The organism is Streptomyces sp. AA1529 (assembly GCF_000280905.1).
GTDB lineage: Bacteria > Actinomycetota > Actinomycetes > Streptomycetales > Streptomycetaceae > Streptomyces.
In genome coordinates this window covers 47,215-62,202 of sequence record NZ_ALAP01000012.1, presented here as the reverse complement: position 1 = coordinate 62,202, position 14,988 = coordinate 47,215, and the positions used below count along the sequence as shown (strand labels likewise).

Annotated in this window: 16 protein-coding genes; 9 read left to right on the top strand and 7 right to left on the bottom strand. The window is 73.4% G+C overall.

Annotated features, from left to right (window positions below):
• Positions 1–80: 80 nt before the first annotated feature.
• Both A949_RS0102480 and A949_RS0102475 read left to right on the top strand, forming a co-directional pair.
• The gene (locus tag A949_RS0102480) at positions 81–548 is read left to right on the top strand and encodes a DivIVA domain-containing protein (RefSeq protein ID WP_019354428.1); all 468 of its coding nucleotides are present in this window, start codon (positions 81–83) and stop codon (positions 546–548) included.
• The gene (locus A949_RS0102475) at positions 545–1,171 is read left to right on the top strand and encodes a DNA-3-methyladenine glycosylase I (RefSeq protein WP_019354427.1); all 627 of its coding nucleotides are present in this window, start codon (positions 545–547) and stop codon (positions 1,169–1,171) included. The genes A949_RS0102480 and A949_RS0102475 overlap by 4 nt, the downstream gene beginning before the upstream one ends.
• A gap of 57 nt (positions 1,172–1,228) precedes the next feature.
• On the opposite strand, the gene A949_RS0102470 is transcribed toward A949_RS0102475, so the two are convergent.
• On the bottom strand, positions 1,229–2,017 hold the full coding sequence (locus tag A949_RS0102470) for an enoyl-CoA hydratase-related protein (RefSeq protein ID WP_019354426.1): 789 nt from the start codon (positions 2,015–2,017) through the stop codon (positions 1,229–1,231).
• A gap of 310 nt (positions 2,018–2,327) precedes the next feature.
• Between A949_RS0102470 and A949_RS36045 the strand changes: the two genes are divergently transcribed.
• Positions 2,328–2,495 carry a DUF3117 domain-containing protein gene (locus A949_RS36045; protein WP_016469583.1) on the top strand — a complete coding sequence of 56 codons (168 nt, stop codon included), beginning with the start codon at positions 2,328–2,330 and terminating at the stop codon, positions 2,493–2,495.
• Positions 2,496–2,688: 193 nt separating this feature from the next.
• Here the strand turns inward: A949_RS36045 and A949_RS0102460 are convergent, their stop codons facing one another.
• A complete protein-coding gene (locus A949_RS0102460; RefSeq protein WP_019354425.1) occupies positions 2,689–3,384 on the bottom strand; it encodes an O-methyltransferase in 696 nt (231 codons plus the stop codon).
• Between the two features lie 127 nt (positions 3,385–3,511).
• Here A949_RS0102460 and sigE point away from each other — a divergent pair, with 127 nt between their 5' ends.
• From sigE to A949_RS0102435, 5 genes are all read left to right on the top strand, one after another.
• Positions 3,512–4,285, top strand: a complete 774-nt coding sequence (gene sigE / locus A949_RS0102455) for an RNA polymerase sigma factor SigE (RefSeq protein ID WP_175488540.1) — start codon at positions 3,512–3,514, stop codon at positions 4,283–4,285.
• Positions 4,282–5,325, top strand: a complete 1,044-nt coding sequence (locus A949_RS0102450; protein WP_019354423.1) for an anti-sigma factor family protein — start codon at positions 4,282–4,284, stop codon at positions 5,323–5,325. The genes sigE and A949_RS0102450 overlap by 4 nt, the downstream gene beginning before the upstream one ends.
• Before the next feature lie 122 nt (positions 5,326–5,447).
• On the top strand, positions 5,448–7,166 hold the full coding sequence (locus A949_RS0102445) for a S1C family serine protease (RefSeq protein WP_019354422.1): 1,719 nt from the start codon (positions 5,448–5,450) through the stop codon (positions 7,164–7,166).
• Between the two features lie 95 nt (positions 7,167–7,261).
• Positions 7,262–7,780 (top strand): sec-independent translocase, encoded by a 519-nt coding sequence (locus A949_RS0102440; protein ID WP_019354421.1) that lies wholly within the window; start codon positions 7,262–7,264, stop codon positions 7,778–7,780.
• A gap of 222 nt (positions 7,781–8,002) precedes the next feature.
• Positions 8,003–8,659: a hypothetical protein gene (locus tag A949_RS0102435; protein ID WP_019354420.1), complete on the top strand. Its 657-nt coding sequence runs from the start codon at positions 8,003–8,005 to the stop codon at positions 8,657–8,659.
• Positions 8,660–8,747: 88 nt separating this feature from the next.
• Here A949_RS0102435 and A949_RS0102430 read toward each other — a convergent pair whose 3' ends face one another.
• The 3 genes from A949_RS0102430 to A949_RS32210 are packed head-to-tail and all read right to left on the bottom strand — an operon-like array spanning position 8,748 to position 11,838.
• Positions 8,748–9,905, bottom strand: coding sequence for an Mrp/NBP35 family ATP-binding protein (locus A949_RS0102430; protein ID WP_078534025.1), 1,158 nt, complete (start codon positions 9,903–9,905; stop codon positions 8,748–8,750).
• A 45-nt stretch (positions 9,906–9,950) separates the two neighbouring features.
• Positions 9,951–10,487, bottom strand: coding sequence for a DUF1003 domain-containing protein (locus tag A949_RS32215; RefSeq protein ID WP_019354418.1), 537 nt, complete (start codon positions 10,485–10,487; stop codon positions 9,951–9,953).
• Positions 10,480–11,838 (bottom strand): magnesium transporter MgtE N-terminal domain-containing protein, encoded by a 1,359-nt coding sequence (locus A949_RS32210; protein ID WP_019354417.1) that lies wholly within the window; start codon positions 11,836–11,838, stop codon positions 10,480–10,482. Before A949_RS32210 ends, A949_RS32215 begins: the two co-directional genes overlap by 8 nt.
• Positions 11,839–12,062: 224 nt before the next feature.
• On the opposite strand from A949_RS32210, the gene A949_RS0102415 reads away from it, so the two are divergent.
• Entirely contained in the window at positions 12,063–12,827 is a 765-nt protein-coding gene (locus A949_RS0102415) for a hypothetical protein (RefSeq protein ID WP_019354416.1), read from the top strand.
• A gap of 81 nt (positions 12,828–12,908) precedes the next feature.
• Here the strand turns inward: A949_RS0102415 and A949_RS0102410 are convergent, their stop codons facing one another.
• Together A949_RS0102410 and A949_RS0102405 are read right to left on the bottom strand one after the other, a co-directional pair.
• The gene (locus tag A949_RS0102410; protein WP_019354415.1) at positions 12,909–13,475 is read right to left on the bottom strand and encodes a hypothetical protein; all 567 of its coding nucleotides are present in this window, start codon (positions 13,473–13,475) and stop codon (positions 12,909–12,911) included.
• A gap of 10 nt (positions 13,476–13,485) precedes the next feature.
• Positions 13,486–14,613, bottom strand: coding sequence for a magnesium and cobalt transport protein CorA (locus A949_RS0102405; protein WP_019354414.1), 1,128 nt, complete (start codon positions 14,611–14,613; stop codon positions 13,486–13,488).
• Between the last annotated feature and the right edge of the window lie 375 nt (positions 14,614–14,988).

The following is a 14,988-nucleotide window of genomic DNA, read 5'->3' as shown; positions in this document are numbered from 1 at the left end:
CGCCGCCGACCATAGCTGTCACCGGGCCATGGCACGATCAGGGTCTGCCCGCAATCGGCAACCACTCGGGGAGTCCATCCGTGTTCGTGTTCCTGCTGCTCTCGCTGGTCGTGGTGGTCGCCGCGGTGACGCTCGCCGTGGTCGGCAGCGGCGCCCGGCCCGGCGAGGAGCTCCGCGGCGCGGTGGGCGGGCTCGCCGACGCGCCGCCCGATCTGCTGGACGAGCCGCTGCCGCCGGAGCGCCCCGTCACCCACGGGGACGTGGCGGGGCTGCGGCTGGCCGTCGGCGTGCGCGGATACCGGATGGAGCAGGTCGACGACGTCCTCGACCGGCTCGGGGCCGAGCTCGCGGAGCGCGACGCGCGGATCGCCGAGCTGGAGTCCGCGCTGGCCGGTGCCCAGGCCGTCGCGATGGGCCGGGCCGAGGAGAGGCGTCCGGAGCCGGGCCCGGTTCCGGACCCGGCGCACGACCCGAGCCCGGAGGCCCCGGGGGAGCAGGACGGCCCCCGCAGCGCTTCCCTGACACACCCGGAGGAGGAGAGCCGATGACCACCGGACCCGAAGCCGCCGCACCCGGGCCCCCGGCCGGCGCCGCGGTGCCCGGCCCCGACGGCCGCGCCCGCTGCCCCTGGGGCACGACCGCGGAGGACTATGCGGCCTACCACGACACCGAGTGGGGCCGTCCGGTGCACGGCGACGACGCGCTCTACGAGCGGCTGTGCCTGGAGGGCTTCCAGTCCGGCCTCTCGTGGCTGACGATCCTGCGCAAGCGCGAGGCGTTCCGCGCCGCGTTCGCGGACTTCCGCATCGGCGCCGTCGCACGGTTCACCGAGGACGACGAGCGGCGGCTGCTCGCCGACAGCGGCATCGTGCGCAACCGGGCCAAGATCGGTGCGGCCCTCGGCAACGCGCGGGTCGCGGCCGGCTGGGAGCCGGGCGAGCTGGACCGGCTGGTGTGGTCCTACGCCCCCGATCCGGCCGCCCGGCCCGCGCCCCGCACGACGGCGGAGGTGCCCGGCAGCACCCCCGAGTCCACGGCTCTGGCCAAGGAGCTCAAGCGGCGCGGCTTCCGCTTCGTGGGCCCCACCACCGTCTACGCGCTGATGCAGGCGTGCGGGCTGGTCGACGACCATCTGGCGGACTGCTGGTGCCGCGGCTCCGCCGCCGGCTGACGCAGCGCGGGGCGCACCCGGTGCGGCGGCCGGCGGGCGGCTGCAGTGCGGCGGCGGTCAGCGACCGGTGAAGCGGGGCTGCTGCTTGTGCACGAAGGCCTCCACGGCGATCCGGTGGTCGGCGGAGTCGCCGAGCCGCAGTTGGAGCTCGGACTCCTTGCCGAGCGTCTCGGCCAGCGAGTGCGAGGCGCCGTAGGCCAGGGACTCCTTGAGCGCCGCGTAGGCGGCGGTCGGCCCCTGCGCGAGCTGCCGGGCGACCGCCTCGGCCTCCGCGGCGAGCTCGGCTGCGGGTACCACCCGGTTGGCCAGCCCCAGCTCCAGCGCCTCGTCGGCCTTGACGCTGCGCGGGAAGAGCAGCAGGTCGGCGGCCCGGCCCGGGCCCACCAGGCGCGGCAGCGTCCAGGAGACGCCGGAGTCCGCGGTCAGCGCCACTCCCGCGAAGGAGGTGTTGAACGCCGCGGTGTCCGCCAGGATCCGGTAGTCGCAGGCGAGGGCGAAGCCCGCGCCGGCCCCGGCGGCGACCCCGTTGACGCCCGCCACCACCGGCTTCGGCATCCCGGCGAGGGCCAGGGTGATCGGGTTGTAGTGCTCCTCGACGGTGTTCAGGGCGCTTCCGCCGCTCTGTTCGAGCGAGCCGGTGTGCTCCTTGAGGTCCTGGCCCACGCAGAAGGCGCGGCCGCTGCCGGTGAGCAGCACCGCGCGTACCCCGTCGTCGGCGGCGGCCCGCTGCAGGGTGTCGCGCAGGGCGGTCTTGGTCTCGTTGTCGAGGGCGTTCATCGCGTCGGGGCGGTCGAGCACGACCTTCGCGAGTCCCTCGGTCACTTCGTAGCGCACGGTGTCGGACATGCACTCAGCATGACCCGGATCATCGGGCGCTGACAGGGCACCGCGCACGCTCCGCAGCTCCGGCGGATGTGACCTGCGTCAAACCGAGGGACACCGGTGACGGAGGGGAATTCCGGGCCGTACCGCGGGGCGGACGCCGCATTGGGTGGGTTTGCGTGTGGTCCAGGAAGAAGAGATGCCGACCGATGTTGGTCATCGGGTCCTGCCATGCGGGATAATGGCGAAGAAGCAATGTGTTCGATGCCGGTGAAACTGTGCCCGCTTACGGGACCCCCGGCGCGATCGGCTGGTTTCAGGAAGGGGAACGAGCATGGCGGCCATGAAGCCGCGGACGGGTGACGGCCCGCTCGAGGTGACCAAAGAGGGGCGGGGCATCGTCATGCGCGTTCCGCTCGAAGGCGGTGGGCGACTCGTCGTCGAGCTGACACCGGATGAGGCGACAGCGCTCGGCGAGGAGCTGAAGAAGGTCTGCGGCTGAGCGCTCCGCGGACCGCCGCCCCGGGACGCACGCCACGCGTGTGCGCCGGGGCGGTTTCGTCTCTCCGGGCGCGGCTCTGCCGCCTCCGGTGCGGCCGTGCGGACGGCCCCGTGCCGGGGCCGGTTCCCGGGGCCGGGACCGCGCCGTTCCCGGAGGCCCGGCGGCAGTGCGGACGCACCGCGCGACGGCTCCGTCACTCTCCGCGTTTGACCGCGCACAGCAACCCGTCGCCCACCGGCAGCAGCGAGGGCACCAGCAGCGTGCTCTCCCGGACGGTGCGCAACAGCTCGCGCAGCCGCAGTACTTCGTGGGACTGGTCCGCGGCCTCGCCCGTCCGCCCGTCGGCGAAGACCCCGGCGAAGCAGATCAGCCCGCCGTCCCGCAGCAGCCGCAGCGATTCGGCGAGATAGTCCAGGCACTCCGTCCGGTCGCCGTCGCAGAAGACGAGGTCGTAACCGCCGTCCGCCAGCCGCGGCAGCACGTCCAGGGCCCGGCCGGGGATGAACCGCACCCTGTTGCCCCCGCTGCCGACGAACCCGGCGGCACGGAACGCCTCGCGGGCGAACTGCTGCCGCTCCGGTTCGGTGTCGACCGTCGTGAGCACCCCGTCGGATCGCATCCCGTGCAGCAGGTGCAGTCCGGAGACGCCGGTCCCCGTGCCGATCTCCGCGACCGCCTTGGCCTCGGCGGCCGCCGCCAGCAGCCGCAGTGCCGCTCCGGTGGCGGGGGAGACCGTGCGCAGCCCAGCCTCCTGGGCCCGGTCGCGGGCCCAGCGCAGTGCTTCGCTCTCGGCGTTCTCGACGAGCTCTGCGCCGTACGCGTCGGCGAACTCCCAGCTCGTCTGCCGGTTGCCGGTAATGGCCCTCTCCTGTCCCCGTCCTCCACGCAATCGTGACTGTATCCGTTGCCCCGGGAACCCGCAGTTGGGGCCGGGCGTTGAGGAGGCAGGGACCGCCGGGGAGCGGTCGGCAAAGCCGGGCAAAGTTTCTTATCCGGAGCTAACGGGAGATGTGGCTATGGTAGGGGCTCCAGTGGACACCACCAGAGCCGACAGGGGAGGTGCGGCTGCAAGCCGGGACCGCGGCGTCTTCTCCAGATTCCGCAGGTCGACGGGACAGCCGAAATCCGTGACCGACACCGCTGACCAGTCCCGCACCGCCGATTCCGCGACCACGGCGACTTTCACGACCGATGCGGACGCGCAGGCGTGGACCCCTCCGTCCTGGGAGGAGATCGTCAGCAACCACAGTGCCCGGGTCTACCGCCTCGCCTACCGCCTGACCGGTAACCAGCACGACGCCGAGGACCTCACCCAGGAGGTCTTCGTCCGGGTCTTCCGGTCGCTGTCGACCTACACCCCCGGCACCTTCGAGGGCTGGCTGCACCGGATCACCACGAACCTCTTCCTGGACATGGTCCGGCGCAAGCAGCGCATCCGCTTCGACGCGCTCGCCGACGACGCCGCCGAGCGGCTGCCCAGCCGCGAGCCCACCCCGCAGCAGCACTTCAACGACACCCACTTCGACGCGGACGTCCAGCAGGCCCTGGACACCCTCGCCCCCGAGTTCCGTGCCGCCGTGGTGCTCTGCGACATCGAGGGGCTCTCCTACGAGGAGATCGCCGCGACGCTCGGGGTCAAGCTCGGCACCGTCCGCAGCCGTATCCACCGCGGCCGCTCCCACCTGCGCAAGGCGCTCCAGCACCGCTCGCCCGCCGCTCGCACCGAGCAGCGGCGCACCCTGAGCGCGGTGGTGCCGTCGGCCCGGGCGGGCGAGGTGAGCGCCGGGTGACCTCCGCCGAACACCATCTCGGAGACCGCCTCGCCGCACTGGTCGACGGGGAGCTGGGGCACGACGCCCGCGAGCGGGTGCTCGCGCATCTGGCCACCTGCCCGGGGTGCAAGGCCGAGGCCGATGCGCAGCGCCGGCTCAAGAACGTCTTCGCGGACGCCGCGCCACCACCGCCCTCGGACGGACTCCTCGCCAGATTGCAGGGCCTGCCCGCGGACGGCGGCCCGCGCCCCGGGGGCGATGCGGCCCCCGGTCCCGGCGGGCCGGGCGGCGGCGCGTTCGCGGCGCCCGTGCTGCCGGGCGGCTCCGGCCGCTCGTCCTGGGCCTTCGACCACCTTCCCGGCGGCCGGACCGGCGGGCGCAGCCCGCTCACCCCGCCCCGCGGCTTCCGGATACATGAGGTCCCGCCGCCCGACAGCGCCGAGCGGGCCGAGCGCGCCGAGCGGGAGCGCTCGGCCTCCCGCGGACGCCGGTTCGCGTTCGCCGCGGCGGGCGCCTTCTCCCTGGCGGCCCTCGCCTTCGGCGGCACTCTGGCCTCCGGCGCGGCGAGCACATCCGGTGGGACGGGCGGCGAAAACCCCTCCGCCAACGCGGTACGCAGTCCGGCCTCCGGCTCCGGGGCCTCCCGGGACGGCAGGCGGCGCGGCGGCGACCACCAGCGCGGGGGCACGCAGGGCACCCGCGGTTCGGACTCCGGCCCCACCTTCGCGCCGGTGGCCTCCTACGGTGCGGCGGCCCCCACCGCGCAGCCGAACGCGCCCGTGAGCATGCTGCGGCGCTCGGCACCCGCCCGGCTCTCGCCCGCCACCAACGCCTCCGGCTGGTACGGGGAGAGCGGTACGGCCGGCACCCTGAGCGCGCTGCGCGGCTCTGCCTCGCTGCTGTCCGGCGGGCCGAAGCAGGAGCCCGCCACCGAGATGCGGCTCGCCCGCCGTCCGGCCGTCCGGCACGATCCCTCGGTGCTGCGCTCCTTCCCCGGCCGCGCTCCGGCGGTGACGAGTTCGCTCTCGGCCACCGCGCCGGACCCGGCCGGGCGCTGACGCGGCGCCGGGTTGACGCGCGCTGGGCGCCGCGCCGCGTTCCTGGTTGAATCCTTCCGACGCCCTGCCCCCGGCCGAGGTCCGGGGAGGGTGTGAGTCGCGGGTGACCAACTGGAGAGTGCATGGACGAGCCGAACGCCACCAGGCAGCAGCCGAAGTGGTGGAGCCGCCCACGCGGGATCCCGGACAGCCGGCCCCAGCCGGCGGCGACCGAGTCGGCGGCGACCGAGTCGGAGGTTACCGAGCCGATGGCGACCGGGCCCGCGCGGGAGCGGACCGAGCGGACGGCCCAGGCGCCCGCCGGGGAACCGGCCGCCGGAGAACCGGACGCGCCGGGCACCGCCGGTCCTGAGGTGCCGGGGGCGGCCGTGGCCGGGGAGCCGGCTGCGGAGCCCGCCGCGTGCCCCGAGCCGCTGCACGGCGTGGACCCGTACTCCACCCCTCCCTACGGCGGACCCGGCCCCTGGGCTCCCGCACCGCCCGTCCAGCGTCCCCCGGCCACCCCGCCGCACGGCGTCGCCCTGCCGCCCGGCAGCACGACGCCGCCCCACGGGGTGCCGGCCGGGGGCTCCGGCGGTGCCGAGGTGCCCCCGGCGGACCACCGGAGCGCCGGAGCGCAGCAGCCCGGTCGGCCGGCCGGAGAGCCAGTGCCGCAGTCCGCCGTGCCGCAGCCCGCCGTGCCGCAGTCCGCCGTGCCGCCGCTCCCGCCGCGGCCTTCCGCGCGGCCCCCGCGCCGCGGGCGCCGGATCGCGCTCGGCGCCCTGGTGCTGGCGCTGGTGGCCGGTGGCGCGGGCGGGCTCATCGGCGCCTATGTCGAGCGGAACGGCTCCGTGAGCGACGTCGAGCTGCCCCGTACCGCGGCGGCGGAGGGCGGTGCGCGGCCGGAGGGGAGCATCGCGGGGATCGCGCGGCAGACGCTGCCCGGCGTCGTCACGCTGCACGCGCGCGGCGGCGGCGCCGAGGCCACGGGCACCGGCTTCGTGCTGGACCGGCGCGGCCACATCCTCACCAACCAGCATGTCGTCGAGTCCGCCGAGGGCCCCGACGGGGTCCGGGTGACCTTCGACGGCGGCCAGGCCGCGACCGGCGAGGTGGTCGGCGGTGACGCCGGATACGACCTGGCCGTCGTCCGGGTCCCGGATGTCTCCGGGCTGACGCCGTTGCCGCTCGGCGACTCCGACGGCGTCCGGGTCGGCGACCCCGTCATCGCCTTCGGTGCCCCCTTCGACCTGGACGGCACGGTCACCACCGGCATCGTCAGCGCGACCGAGCGGCCCATCACGGCGGGGGGCGGGGAGCCGGGCGGCGAGCTGAGCTATGTGAACGCGCTGCAGACCGATGCGCCCATGAACCCCGGCAACTCCGGCGGCCCGCTGGTGGACGCCGGGGGCCGGGTCGTGGGGGTGAACAGCGCGATCAGGGGTGCGGGCGGCGCTCCGGGTCTGTCCGGCGGCGAGGGCGGCGGCAGCGTCGGCCTGGGCTTCGCCATCCCGGTCAACCAGGCCCGCCGGGTCGCCGAGGAGCTCATCAACGAGGGCCGCGCCACCCATCCGGTCATCGGGGTCTCGCTCGACATGCGGTACGAGGGCGAGGGCGCGCGGATCGGCGGTGCCGGCGGCCGCGGCGCGGTCGTGCCGGGCGGCCCGGCCGACCGGGCCGGGCTGGCGGCGGGTGATGTGATCACCGAGGTCGGCGGGAAGCCCGTGGCCGGGGGCGAGGAGCTGATCGTCCGGATCCGCAGCCACCGTCCGGGCGACGAGCTGGGGCTGACCGTCCTGGACGGGGGCGTGTCGGGGGCGCGGCGGACGGTGCGGGTGACGCTCGGCTCCGCCACCGGCTGACGCCGGGTGCCAGGGCGGGCTCCCGTTCGCGGGCCGTGGGCGGGTACCGTGACATCTGGCTGCAGGAGCCGTGGACGGAGTGAGGGAGCTGCGCGGTGTTCTTCGATATAGGACCACTGGAGCTGGTCGCGCTCATCGTGCTGGCGGTGCTCGTGTTCGGCCCCGAGAAACTCCCCAAGGTGATCCAGGACGTCTCCGCCTTCATCCGCAAGGTGCGCCAGTTCTCCGACAGCGCGAAGGAGGACATCAGGAGCGAGCTGGGACCGGAGTTCAAGGACTTCGAGTTCGAGGACCTGAATCCGAAGAACTTCGCGCGCAAGCACCTGCTGGACAACGACGACCTGGGCATCAAGGAGATCAGCAACAGCTTCGACCTGCGCAAGGATCTGGCCGAAGTCACCGACGCGGTCAACGGCACCGACAGCGGGGGCGCCGGCTCCGCCCGCGGCGGCGATTCCGGCGGGTCCGAGCGGTCCGGCAAGAGCCTCCGGGGCGGCGGACCGCAGGGACCCGATCTGACCAAGCGCACCTCCGACGGGGTGAACGGCCGACCGGTGCAAGGAGACGTGCTCCGCAAGGGCGACCCGCCGCCGTTCGACGCGGACGCCACCTGACCCTCATCTGACGCCTCATCAGGCAACGATCCCGTCACCTCGGCATTCACACCACCGGGACATCTACGGCGTTTGCCGTCCATCTCGCCACCCGCACCGCGTCCTGATCCACCGGGCATGACCGACACGGCGGACCGGTGTGGCTATCCTCCCAGTGTCGGGGGTCGCCGTCCGAGGAGCTCGGCTGCCCAGGCAACAGGGCAATGAGGAGGCGTCGCACAGATGGAGACGACGAGTCGGCCGGCCGGTGAATCCGGGCCCGCCGCACAGGGGGTACCCGGCGCGCGGCGGGCTGTGGACGACTACCTGATGGCTGCCTTTCCGTGGTACGGCCTGGACGCGGCCTTCACCGGACCGCGCTGGCTGATGCAGGTCGGCACGGCGGCCGACGGCACGGTCGAGCACGGTTCGACCGGCCACGGCGAAGAGCCCTCCCTCCGTGTCGAGACCACTCCCGAGGACGAGAGCTTCGCCGTCGTCGTCACCCTCGCCAGCCGCCCCGTGCGGCGCAGCGGGGACGGCACCGGCACACTGGAGGCCACCTCCGTCTCCACCGCCGCCTGGCTGGCGGGCTCGGGGCTGCTCTCGTGCAGCTTCCCGATGGAGATGGACCGCAGTCTGCGGCAGGACTGGCTCGACCAGCAGACCGGCGTCGCCTGGGAACTCGCCGACGACCTGGACGGCTCCGGCTGGAGCAGCCTCTCGCTGCCGGTGGACGGCATTCCCACCGACTTCCACTACCGCGAGTCCGCGTACGGCTGGGTGCTCGCCGGCTCGGCCCAGGAAGGCGTCCACCTGGGCGCCTACGGGCGCGGGATGAGCGCCTACGGACTCGGCTTCGCCGTGGTGAAGGACATCACGGAATACGAGCGGGGCTGAGCGCCCGGCCGGGCGGGCGCGCGCGTAGGCCCCCGCCCGGTGCTCACCGCACGGGGGTCGCGCGGCGCCGTACGGGCGCCAGACGGCCTCAGAACTTGTTGCTCGGGGTGAGGCCCAGGGACATGCCCGACAGGCCGCGCTGGCGCGAGCTGAGCTTGTCGGCGACGGTGCGCAGTGCCTTCCCGGCGGGGGAGTCCGGGTCGCTGAGCACCACCGGCTTGCCCTCGTCGCCGCCTTCGCGCAACCGCAGATCGATCGGGATGCCGCCGAGCACCGGCACCTCGGCGCCGGTGGTGCGGGTCAGCCCCTCGGCCACCTTCCGGCCCCCGCCGGTGCCGAAGACGTCGACCATCTCGTCGCAGTGCGGGCACGGCATGCCCGACATGTTCTCGATCACGCCGACGATCTTCTGGTGGGTCTGCACGGCGATGGACCCGGCGCGCTCGGCCACCTCCGCCGCGGCCTGCTGCGGGGTCGTCACCACCAGGATCTCCGCGTTCGGCACGAGCTGGGCCACCGAGATCGCGATGTCCCCGGTGCCGGGCGGCAGGTCCAGCAGCAGCACGTCCAGGTCGCCCCAGTAGACATCGGCCAGGAACTGCTGGAGCGCGCGGTGCAGCATCGGTCCGCGCCACACCACCGGCGCGTTGCCCGGGGTGAACATCCCGATCGAGATCACCTTCACGCCGTGTGCCGACGGCGGCATGATCATGTCCTCGACCTGGGTCGGACGCCCGTCCGCGCCCAGCATCCGGGGGACGGAGTGGCCGTAGATGTCGGCGTCCACCACGCCGACCTTCATCCCGTCGGCGGCCAGCGCCGCGGCCAGGTTCACCGTCACCGAGGACTTGCCGACCCCGCCCTTGCCGGACGCCACGCAGTACACCCGGGTCAGCGAGCCGGGCTGGGCGAAGGGGACCTCCCGCTCGGCGGTGCCGCCCCGCAGGGAGGCCGCCAGCTCGCGGCGCTGCTCGTCGCTCATCACGTCCAGCTCGACGCTGACGGAGCTGACCCCCGGCACCTGCTGCACGGCCTCGGTCACGTTCGCGGTGATGGTCTCGCGCAGCGGACAGCCGGAGACCGTCAGATAGACCCCGACGTCGACCGCGCCACCGGGCGCGATGCCGATGGATTTGACCATCCCCAGGTCGGTGATCGGCCGGTGGATCTCCGGGTCGTTCACCGTCGCGAGCGCCGCGCGCACCGCGTCTTCGGTGGGGGTGGATTCCTGGGTCTCGGTAGCCATGCATGCATGGTACGGCCGGGTAGGGCGCGTGAGCTAAGCGACCGGTCAGCGGTCTTGGTCACGCTCGCCGGCCCCGGCGGGTGTGCGGCCGGCGGCCGCACCCGGCCGGTCCTGCTGTTCCAGGTCCTTGACCAGCTCCGCCAGTTCCGAGCGGATCCAGTCCCGGGTGGCCACCTCGCCCAGGCCCATCCGCAGCGCGGCGATCTCGCGCGCCAGGAACTCGGTGTCGGCGATGCTGCGCTCGTTGCGCTTGCGGTCCTGCTCCAGGTTGACCCGGTCCCGGTCGTCCTGGCGGTTCTGCGCGAGCAGGATGAGCGGGGCCGCGTAGGACGCCTGGAGGGACAGGGCCAGCGTCAGGAAGATGAACGGGTACTCGTCGAACTTCAGACCGTCCGGGGCGACGATGTTCCAGCCCATCCAGACGATGATCACGACCGTCATCCACACCAGGAAGCGGCCGGTGCCCAGGAACCGCGCGATCCGCTCCGAGGCCCGTCCGAAGGTGTCCGGGTCGTAGGCCGGCAGCAGCGTGCGCCGGGGCGCACGCGGTACGTCCAGCCGTGGTCCCTCCCGCTCAGCCATCCTCCGGCTCCCTCCCGTCGGGTCCGCGCGCCGCGCCGCCCGGTGCGGCGGGCGCCCCGGGCCGCTCGTGGGGTCCCGGCGCGAAGCCGGGCAGCCCGCCCTCGGCCGCCGCCTCGCGCCACCCCTCCGGCAGCAGGTCGTCCAGCACGTCGTCCACCGTGACGGCGCCCAGCAGATGGCCGCCCTCGTCCACGACGGGCGCCGAGACGATGTTGTACGCCGCCAGATAGCTCGTCAGCGCGGGCACCGAGGCGGTCGGCGGCAGGGGCCGCAGGTCGGCATCGACGAGTGCGCCCACCAGGGCGAACGGCGGTTCGCGCAGCAGCCGTTGGAAGTGCACGACGCCCAGGTACTTGCCGGTGGGGGTCTCGTCCGGCGGCCGGCAGACGTAGACCTGGGAGGCCAGCGGCGCCGGAAGATCCTCGATGCGCACCCGGGCCAGCGCCTCGGCGACGCTCGCGTCCGGGCGCAGCACGATCGGCTCGGTCGTCATCAGGCTGCCCGCCGTGCCCTCCTCGTAGGACAGCAGTCGCCGCACCGGTGCCGCCTCCTGAGGCTGCATCAGGCCCAGCAGGCGCTCCTTGTCGTCCTCCGGGAGTTCGCCGAGCAGGTCGGCCGCGTCGTCGGGGTCCATCGCCTCCAGCACGAGTGCCGCCCGCTCGTCGGCGAGCTTGTTGATGATCTCCACCTGGTCGTCGTCCGGCAGTTCCTCCAGCACATCGGCGAGCCGGTCGTCGTGGAGCGCCGCGGCCACCTCGGCCCGGCGCTTCTCGGAGAGGTGGTGCAGGACGTTGGCCAGGTCCGCGGGGCGCAGTTGCTCGAAGGTGGCCAGCAGGTTGGCGGTGCCCTGCTCGGGCTCCTCCAGATTGAAGCCGGACACCGCGTCCCACTCGACGGTCAGCGCCTCACCGCGCCGGGCCCGCAGTCCGCCGCCCTTGCGGCCCTTGCGGACGAAGAGCCGGTCGATCTCCCAGTCGCGGCGTGCGGGCAGCCGCTGGAGGCCGACGTCCAGGACGGTGACCTCCTCGCCGGTCTCCACCAGCGTCACCTGGCGGTCCAGCAGCTCGCCGAGGACCAGCCGCTCGTTGGGCCGCCGCTCGAAGCGCCGGATGTTGAGCACACCCGTGGTGATGACCTGGCCTGACTCCACACCCGTCACCCGGGTCATGGGCAGGAAGACCCGGCGTCTGCTGACGACCTCCACCACCAGCCCGAGGACGCTGGGCAGCCTGCGCCGGCCGCCGAGCAGCGCCACCACGTCGCGGACCCTGCCGACCTGGTCGCCGTTCGGGTCGAAGACCGCGGTACCGGCCAGGTGCGAGACGAAGACCCGGGGGGCGCTCGCCGCCATGAGCCGCCTCCCTCCTCGGTCCCGCGGACCGCTCGCCGACGTAGCAGACCGTATATGCGCTTTGTGCCTTTACCTCACTCATACAGGTATATGACGGATTCAGGCTAGCGTGACGGGCGCCACAGCCGCCGCAGCCGAGTGGTCCGGACGGCTCCCTTCCGGAGAGCCGCCTCCGTCCGGGTAGGGTGCCCTCTTGCCGCCGCCGACCACAGGAGGAACCCCTCGTGACTGGACGCGCCCGCGCACCACGGAGTGCAGCGCTGCTCGCTCTCTTCTGCGTCGGAGCGAGTACGGCACTGAGCGGCTGCGGGAGCGAGGATCCGGACGCGGGCACCAACGGCGTCGGCAAGCTCTCGGCGGCGAAGATCGAGCGGAAGGCGAAGGCGGCGGCCAAGGGCGCCGAGGCCGTACGGGTCTCCGGCAAGGTCGTCAGCAAGGGCCGCACCTACCGCCTCAAGATGCGGCTCAAGGAGAGCGGCGGCGTCGGCGAGGTCTCCGCCGAGGGGGGCACCACCTTTCAGTTGCTGCGCACCGGCCGCGACCTCTACCTCAAGGCGGGCACCGACTTCTGGGCCCGCCAGGAGGGCGGCAAGGAGCCCAGCAAGAGCGATGTCGCGGCCGCGGGCAAGCTCAAGGGCAAGTATGTGAAGGTTCCCGAACAGGACCCGGCCTACGAGCAGTTGAGCGTCTTCACCGACATGGAGACGCTCCTGGAGGGGCTGCTGGCCATGGACGGCAAGCGCGAGACGGGCGAGCGCGGCACGGTGGACGACACCAGGACGATCCGCGTCACGGCGGGCAAGGGCAGCGGCGGCACGGTGGACGTCTCATTGGAGGGCAAGCCCTACCCGCTGCGGCTGCGCCGTGCGGGGGACGCCGGGACGGTGCGGCTGAGCGACTGGAACGACGGCTTCCCGCTGCACGCCCCGGAGAAGGACGAGACCGTCGACTACGGCAAGAAGATCTCCTCCGGGCAGCACGGAAACTGACCTGCTGCCTGCTGCCTGCTGCCTGCTGCCTCGGCGCCGGATCGTCGCCGCCGGGGCTCCGCTCCGGTTCTCCGCTCCGGTTCAGCCGCGGGAGCGGCTCCGGCGGCGGAAGAGCAGTCGCGGCAGCCCGGCGGGCCGGGGGCGGCGTGTGGTGGCGGGGGTGGCCGGCGGCGGCGCCGCCTGGGAACCGCGCGGCATCGCGCCGGGGCGCTCCAGCGACTCCCCGGCCGGCTCCAGCCGCAGCACCCGGCTGTGTCCGGCCCAGCGCTCGGGCATGGTCTCGGCGTCCGGCGCGTTGAGCCGTTTGCCCTTCAGTTCGGCGACCGCCGCCTCCCACTCCGCTCCGTGCGGGGCGAGTTCACGTACCCGGGCCGGCCACACGACCAGCCGTGCGCCCTTGTCCTTGCCGCGTACCGTGACGGTGGCGCTGCCGCCGTCCGTCAGCCCCAGGTCGTCGAGCGGTTGTTCGAGCGGGCCGTCTCCGACCAGGCAGACGGCTCCCTCGTGCCACACATGCCACAGCCCGCGCGCCGGGCCCTCGGGGCCGCGGACCCAGACCAGCCCCGACTTCTTGGCCGTCTCCTCGATCAGCGCCCGGTCCGCACGGCTCTCCGGGCGGCTGTCGGGCTGCTGCGGCGTCACGCTCATAGCCCGCAGGCTACAGCCACCCGTTGCGCTTGAAGCCCCGGTGGATGCCGTAGCAGATGGCGACGATCAGCAGCAGCACCGCCGGATAGCCGTACGTCCACTCCGTCTCGGGCATGTAGTCGAAGTTCATGCCGTAGATCCCGGCGATCATGGTCGGCACCGCGAAGATGGCGGCCCAGGCGGTGATCTTCCGCATGTCCTCGTTCTGCGCGACCGTCGCCTGGGCGAGGTTCGCCTGGAGGATCGAGTTGAGCAGGTCGTCGAAGCCCAGCACCTGCTCGTTGACCCGGGTCAGGTGGTCGGCCACGTCGCGGAAGTACTTCTGGATGTCCGGGTCGACCAGCCGCACCGGACGCTCGCTGAGCGTCTGCAGCGGCCGCATCAGCGGTGAGACGGCGCGCTTGAACTCCAGCACCTCGCGCTTGAGCTGGTAGATCCGGCCCGCGTCGCCGCCCCGCTTGCCGTTGCCGGAGCGGTCGGAGAAGACGTCGATCTCCACCTCGTCGATGTCGTCCTGCACCGCGTCCGCGACCGCCAGGTAGCCGTCCACGGTCTGGTCGGCGATGGCGTGCAGCACCGCGGAGGGGCCCTTGCCCAGCAGCTCCGGGTCGTCCTCCAGCCGGTGCCGCAGGGCGCGCAGCGAGCCCTGGCCGCCGTGCCGGACGGTGATGATGTAGTCCCGGCCGGTGAAGCACATCACCTCGCCGGTCTCCACCACCTCGCTGCTGGCGGTCAGTTCGGCGTGCTCCACGTAGTGCACCGTCTTGAAGACCGTGAACAGGCTCTCGTCGTACCGCTCCAGCTTCGGCCGCTGGTGCGCGTGCACCGCGTCCTCGACGGCCAGCGGGTGCAGGCCGTACTCCTGGGCGATACCGGAGAACTCCTCCTCGGTCGGCTCGTGCAGCCCGATCCACACGAAGCCGCGGCGGCCCTGCCCCTCGGGGGACCGCACCTTGCGCAGCGCCTGGGCCGGGGTGAGCTGCTCGGTGTCGCGGCGGCCGTCCAGGTAGACGCCGCAGTCCACGACGGCGCTGCTGGTGGCCGCGCCGACGCGCTCGTACCCGAAGCCGTATCCCGGCCGGTTGTCCTTGCGCAGCGCCGGGCGCACGACGGCGCGCAGCTCTCGGATCATCGACATGTGGGCCCTCCACGGTGCCGTGCCATGCCGTCGCGAACCGGGCCGAGGCGTCGTGCTGCCCGGAACGGGGGCCTACGGGCCACCACCCGGAGGTCCGCAAAGCGGGCACCACACGCAGGCCGTGGGAAGACGGCGATCGCTGACTGACGGAACAATGCGAAACTGCGAGACGCGGACGCTCTTCCGCCGTGCGCACCCCGGGAGGAACCCCATCGGTCCTCGGGGAAAGGTGTGCGCGCCGTGGCCGCGGGGGACTAGATCCCTGGTGACGCGGACACTGCCGGACAGGAAGAACGGCCGGTACTGCACGGTCGACTCGGATCCATGTCAGTCCCACCTCCTCCGGCCGGTCCCCTGTGGGGGACGATCTGTACA

Coding starts and splice junctions, on each gene's coding strand:
- A949_RS0102475 (WP_019354427.1), top strand. CDS start 545: ATGACCACCGGACCCGAAGCCGCCGCACCCGGGCCCCCGGCCGGCGCC.
- A949_RS0102470 (WP_019354426.1), bottom strand. CDS start 2,017: ATGTCCGACACCGTGCGCTACGAAGTGACCGAGGGACTCGCGAAGGTC.
- A949_RS36045 (WP_016469583.1), top strand. CDS start 2,328: ATGGCGGCCATGAAGCCGCGGACGGGTGACGGCCCGCTCGAGGTGACC.
- sigE (WP_175488540.1), top strand. CDS start 3,512: ATGGTAGGGGCTCCAGTGGACACCACCAGAGCCGACAGGGGAGGTGCG.
- A949_RS0102445 (WP_019354422.1), top strand. CDS start 5,448: ATGGACGAGCCGAACGCCACCAGGCAGCAGCCGAAGTGGTGGAGCCGC.
- A949_RS0102435 (WP_019354420.1), top strand. CDS start 8,003: ATGGAGACGACGAGTCGGCCGGCCGGTGAATCCGGGCCCGCCGCACAG.
- A949_RS0102430 (WP_078534025.1), bottom strand. CDS start 9,905: ATGGCTACCGAGACCCAGGAATCCACCCCCACCGAAGACGCGGTGCGC.
- A949_RS32215 (WP_019354418.1), bottom strand. CDS start 10,487: ATGGCTGAGCGGGAGGGACCACGGCTGGACGTACCGCGTGCGCCCCGG.
- A949_RS32210 (WP_019354417.1), bottom strand. CDS start 11,838: ATGGCGGCGAGCGCCCCCCGGGTCTTCGTCTCGCACCTGGCCGGTACC.
- A949_RS0102410 (WP_019354415.1), bottom strand. CDS start 13,475: ATGAGCGTGACGCCGCAGCAGCCCGACAGCCGCCCGGAGAGCCGTGCG.
- A949_RS0102405 (WP_019354414.1), bottom strand. CDS start 14,613: ATGTCGATGATCCGAGAGCTGCGCGCCGTCGTGCGCCCGGCGCTGCGC.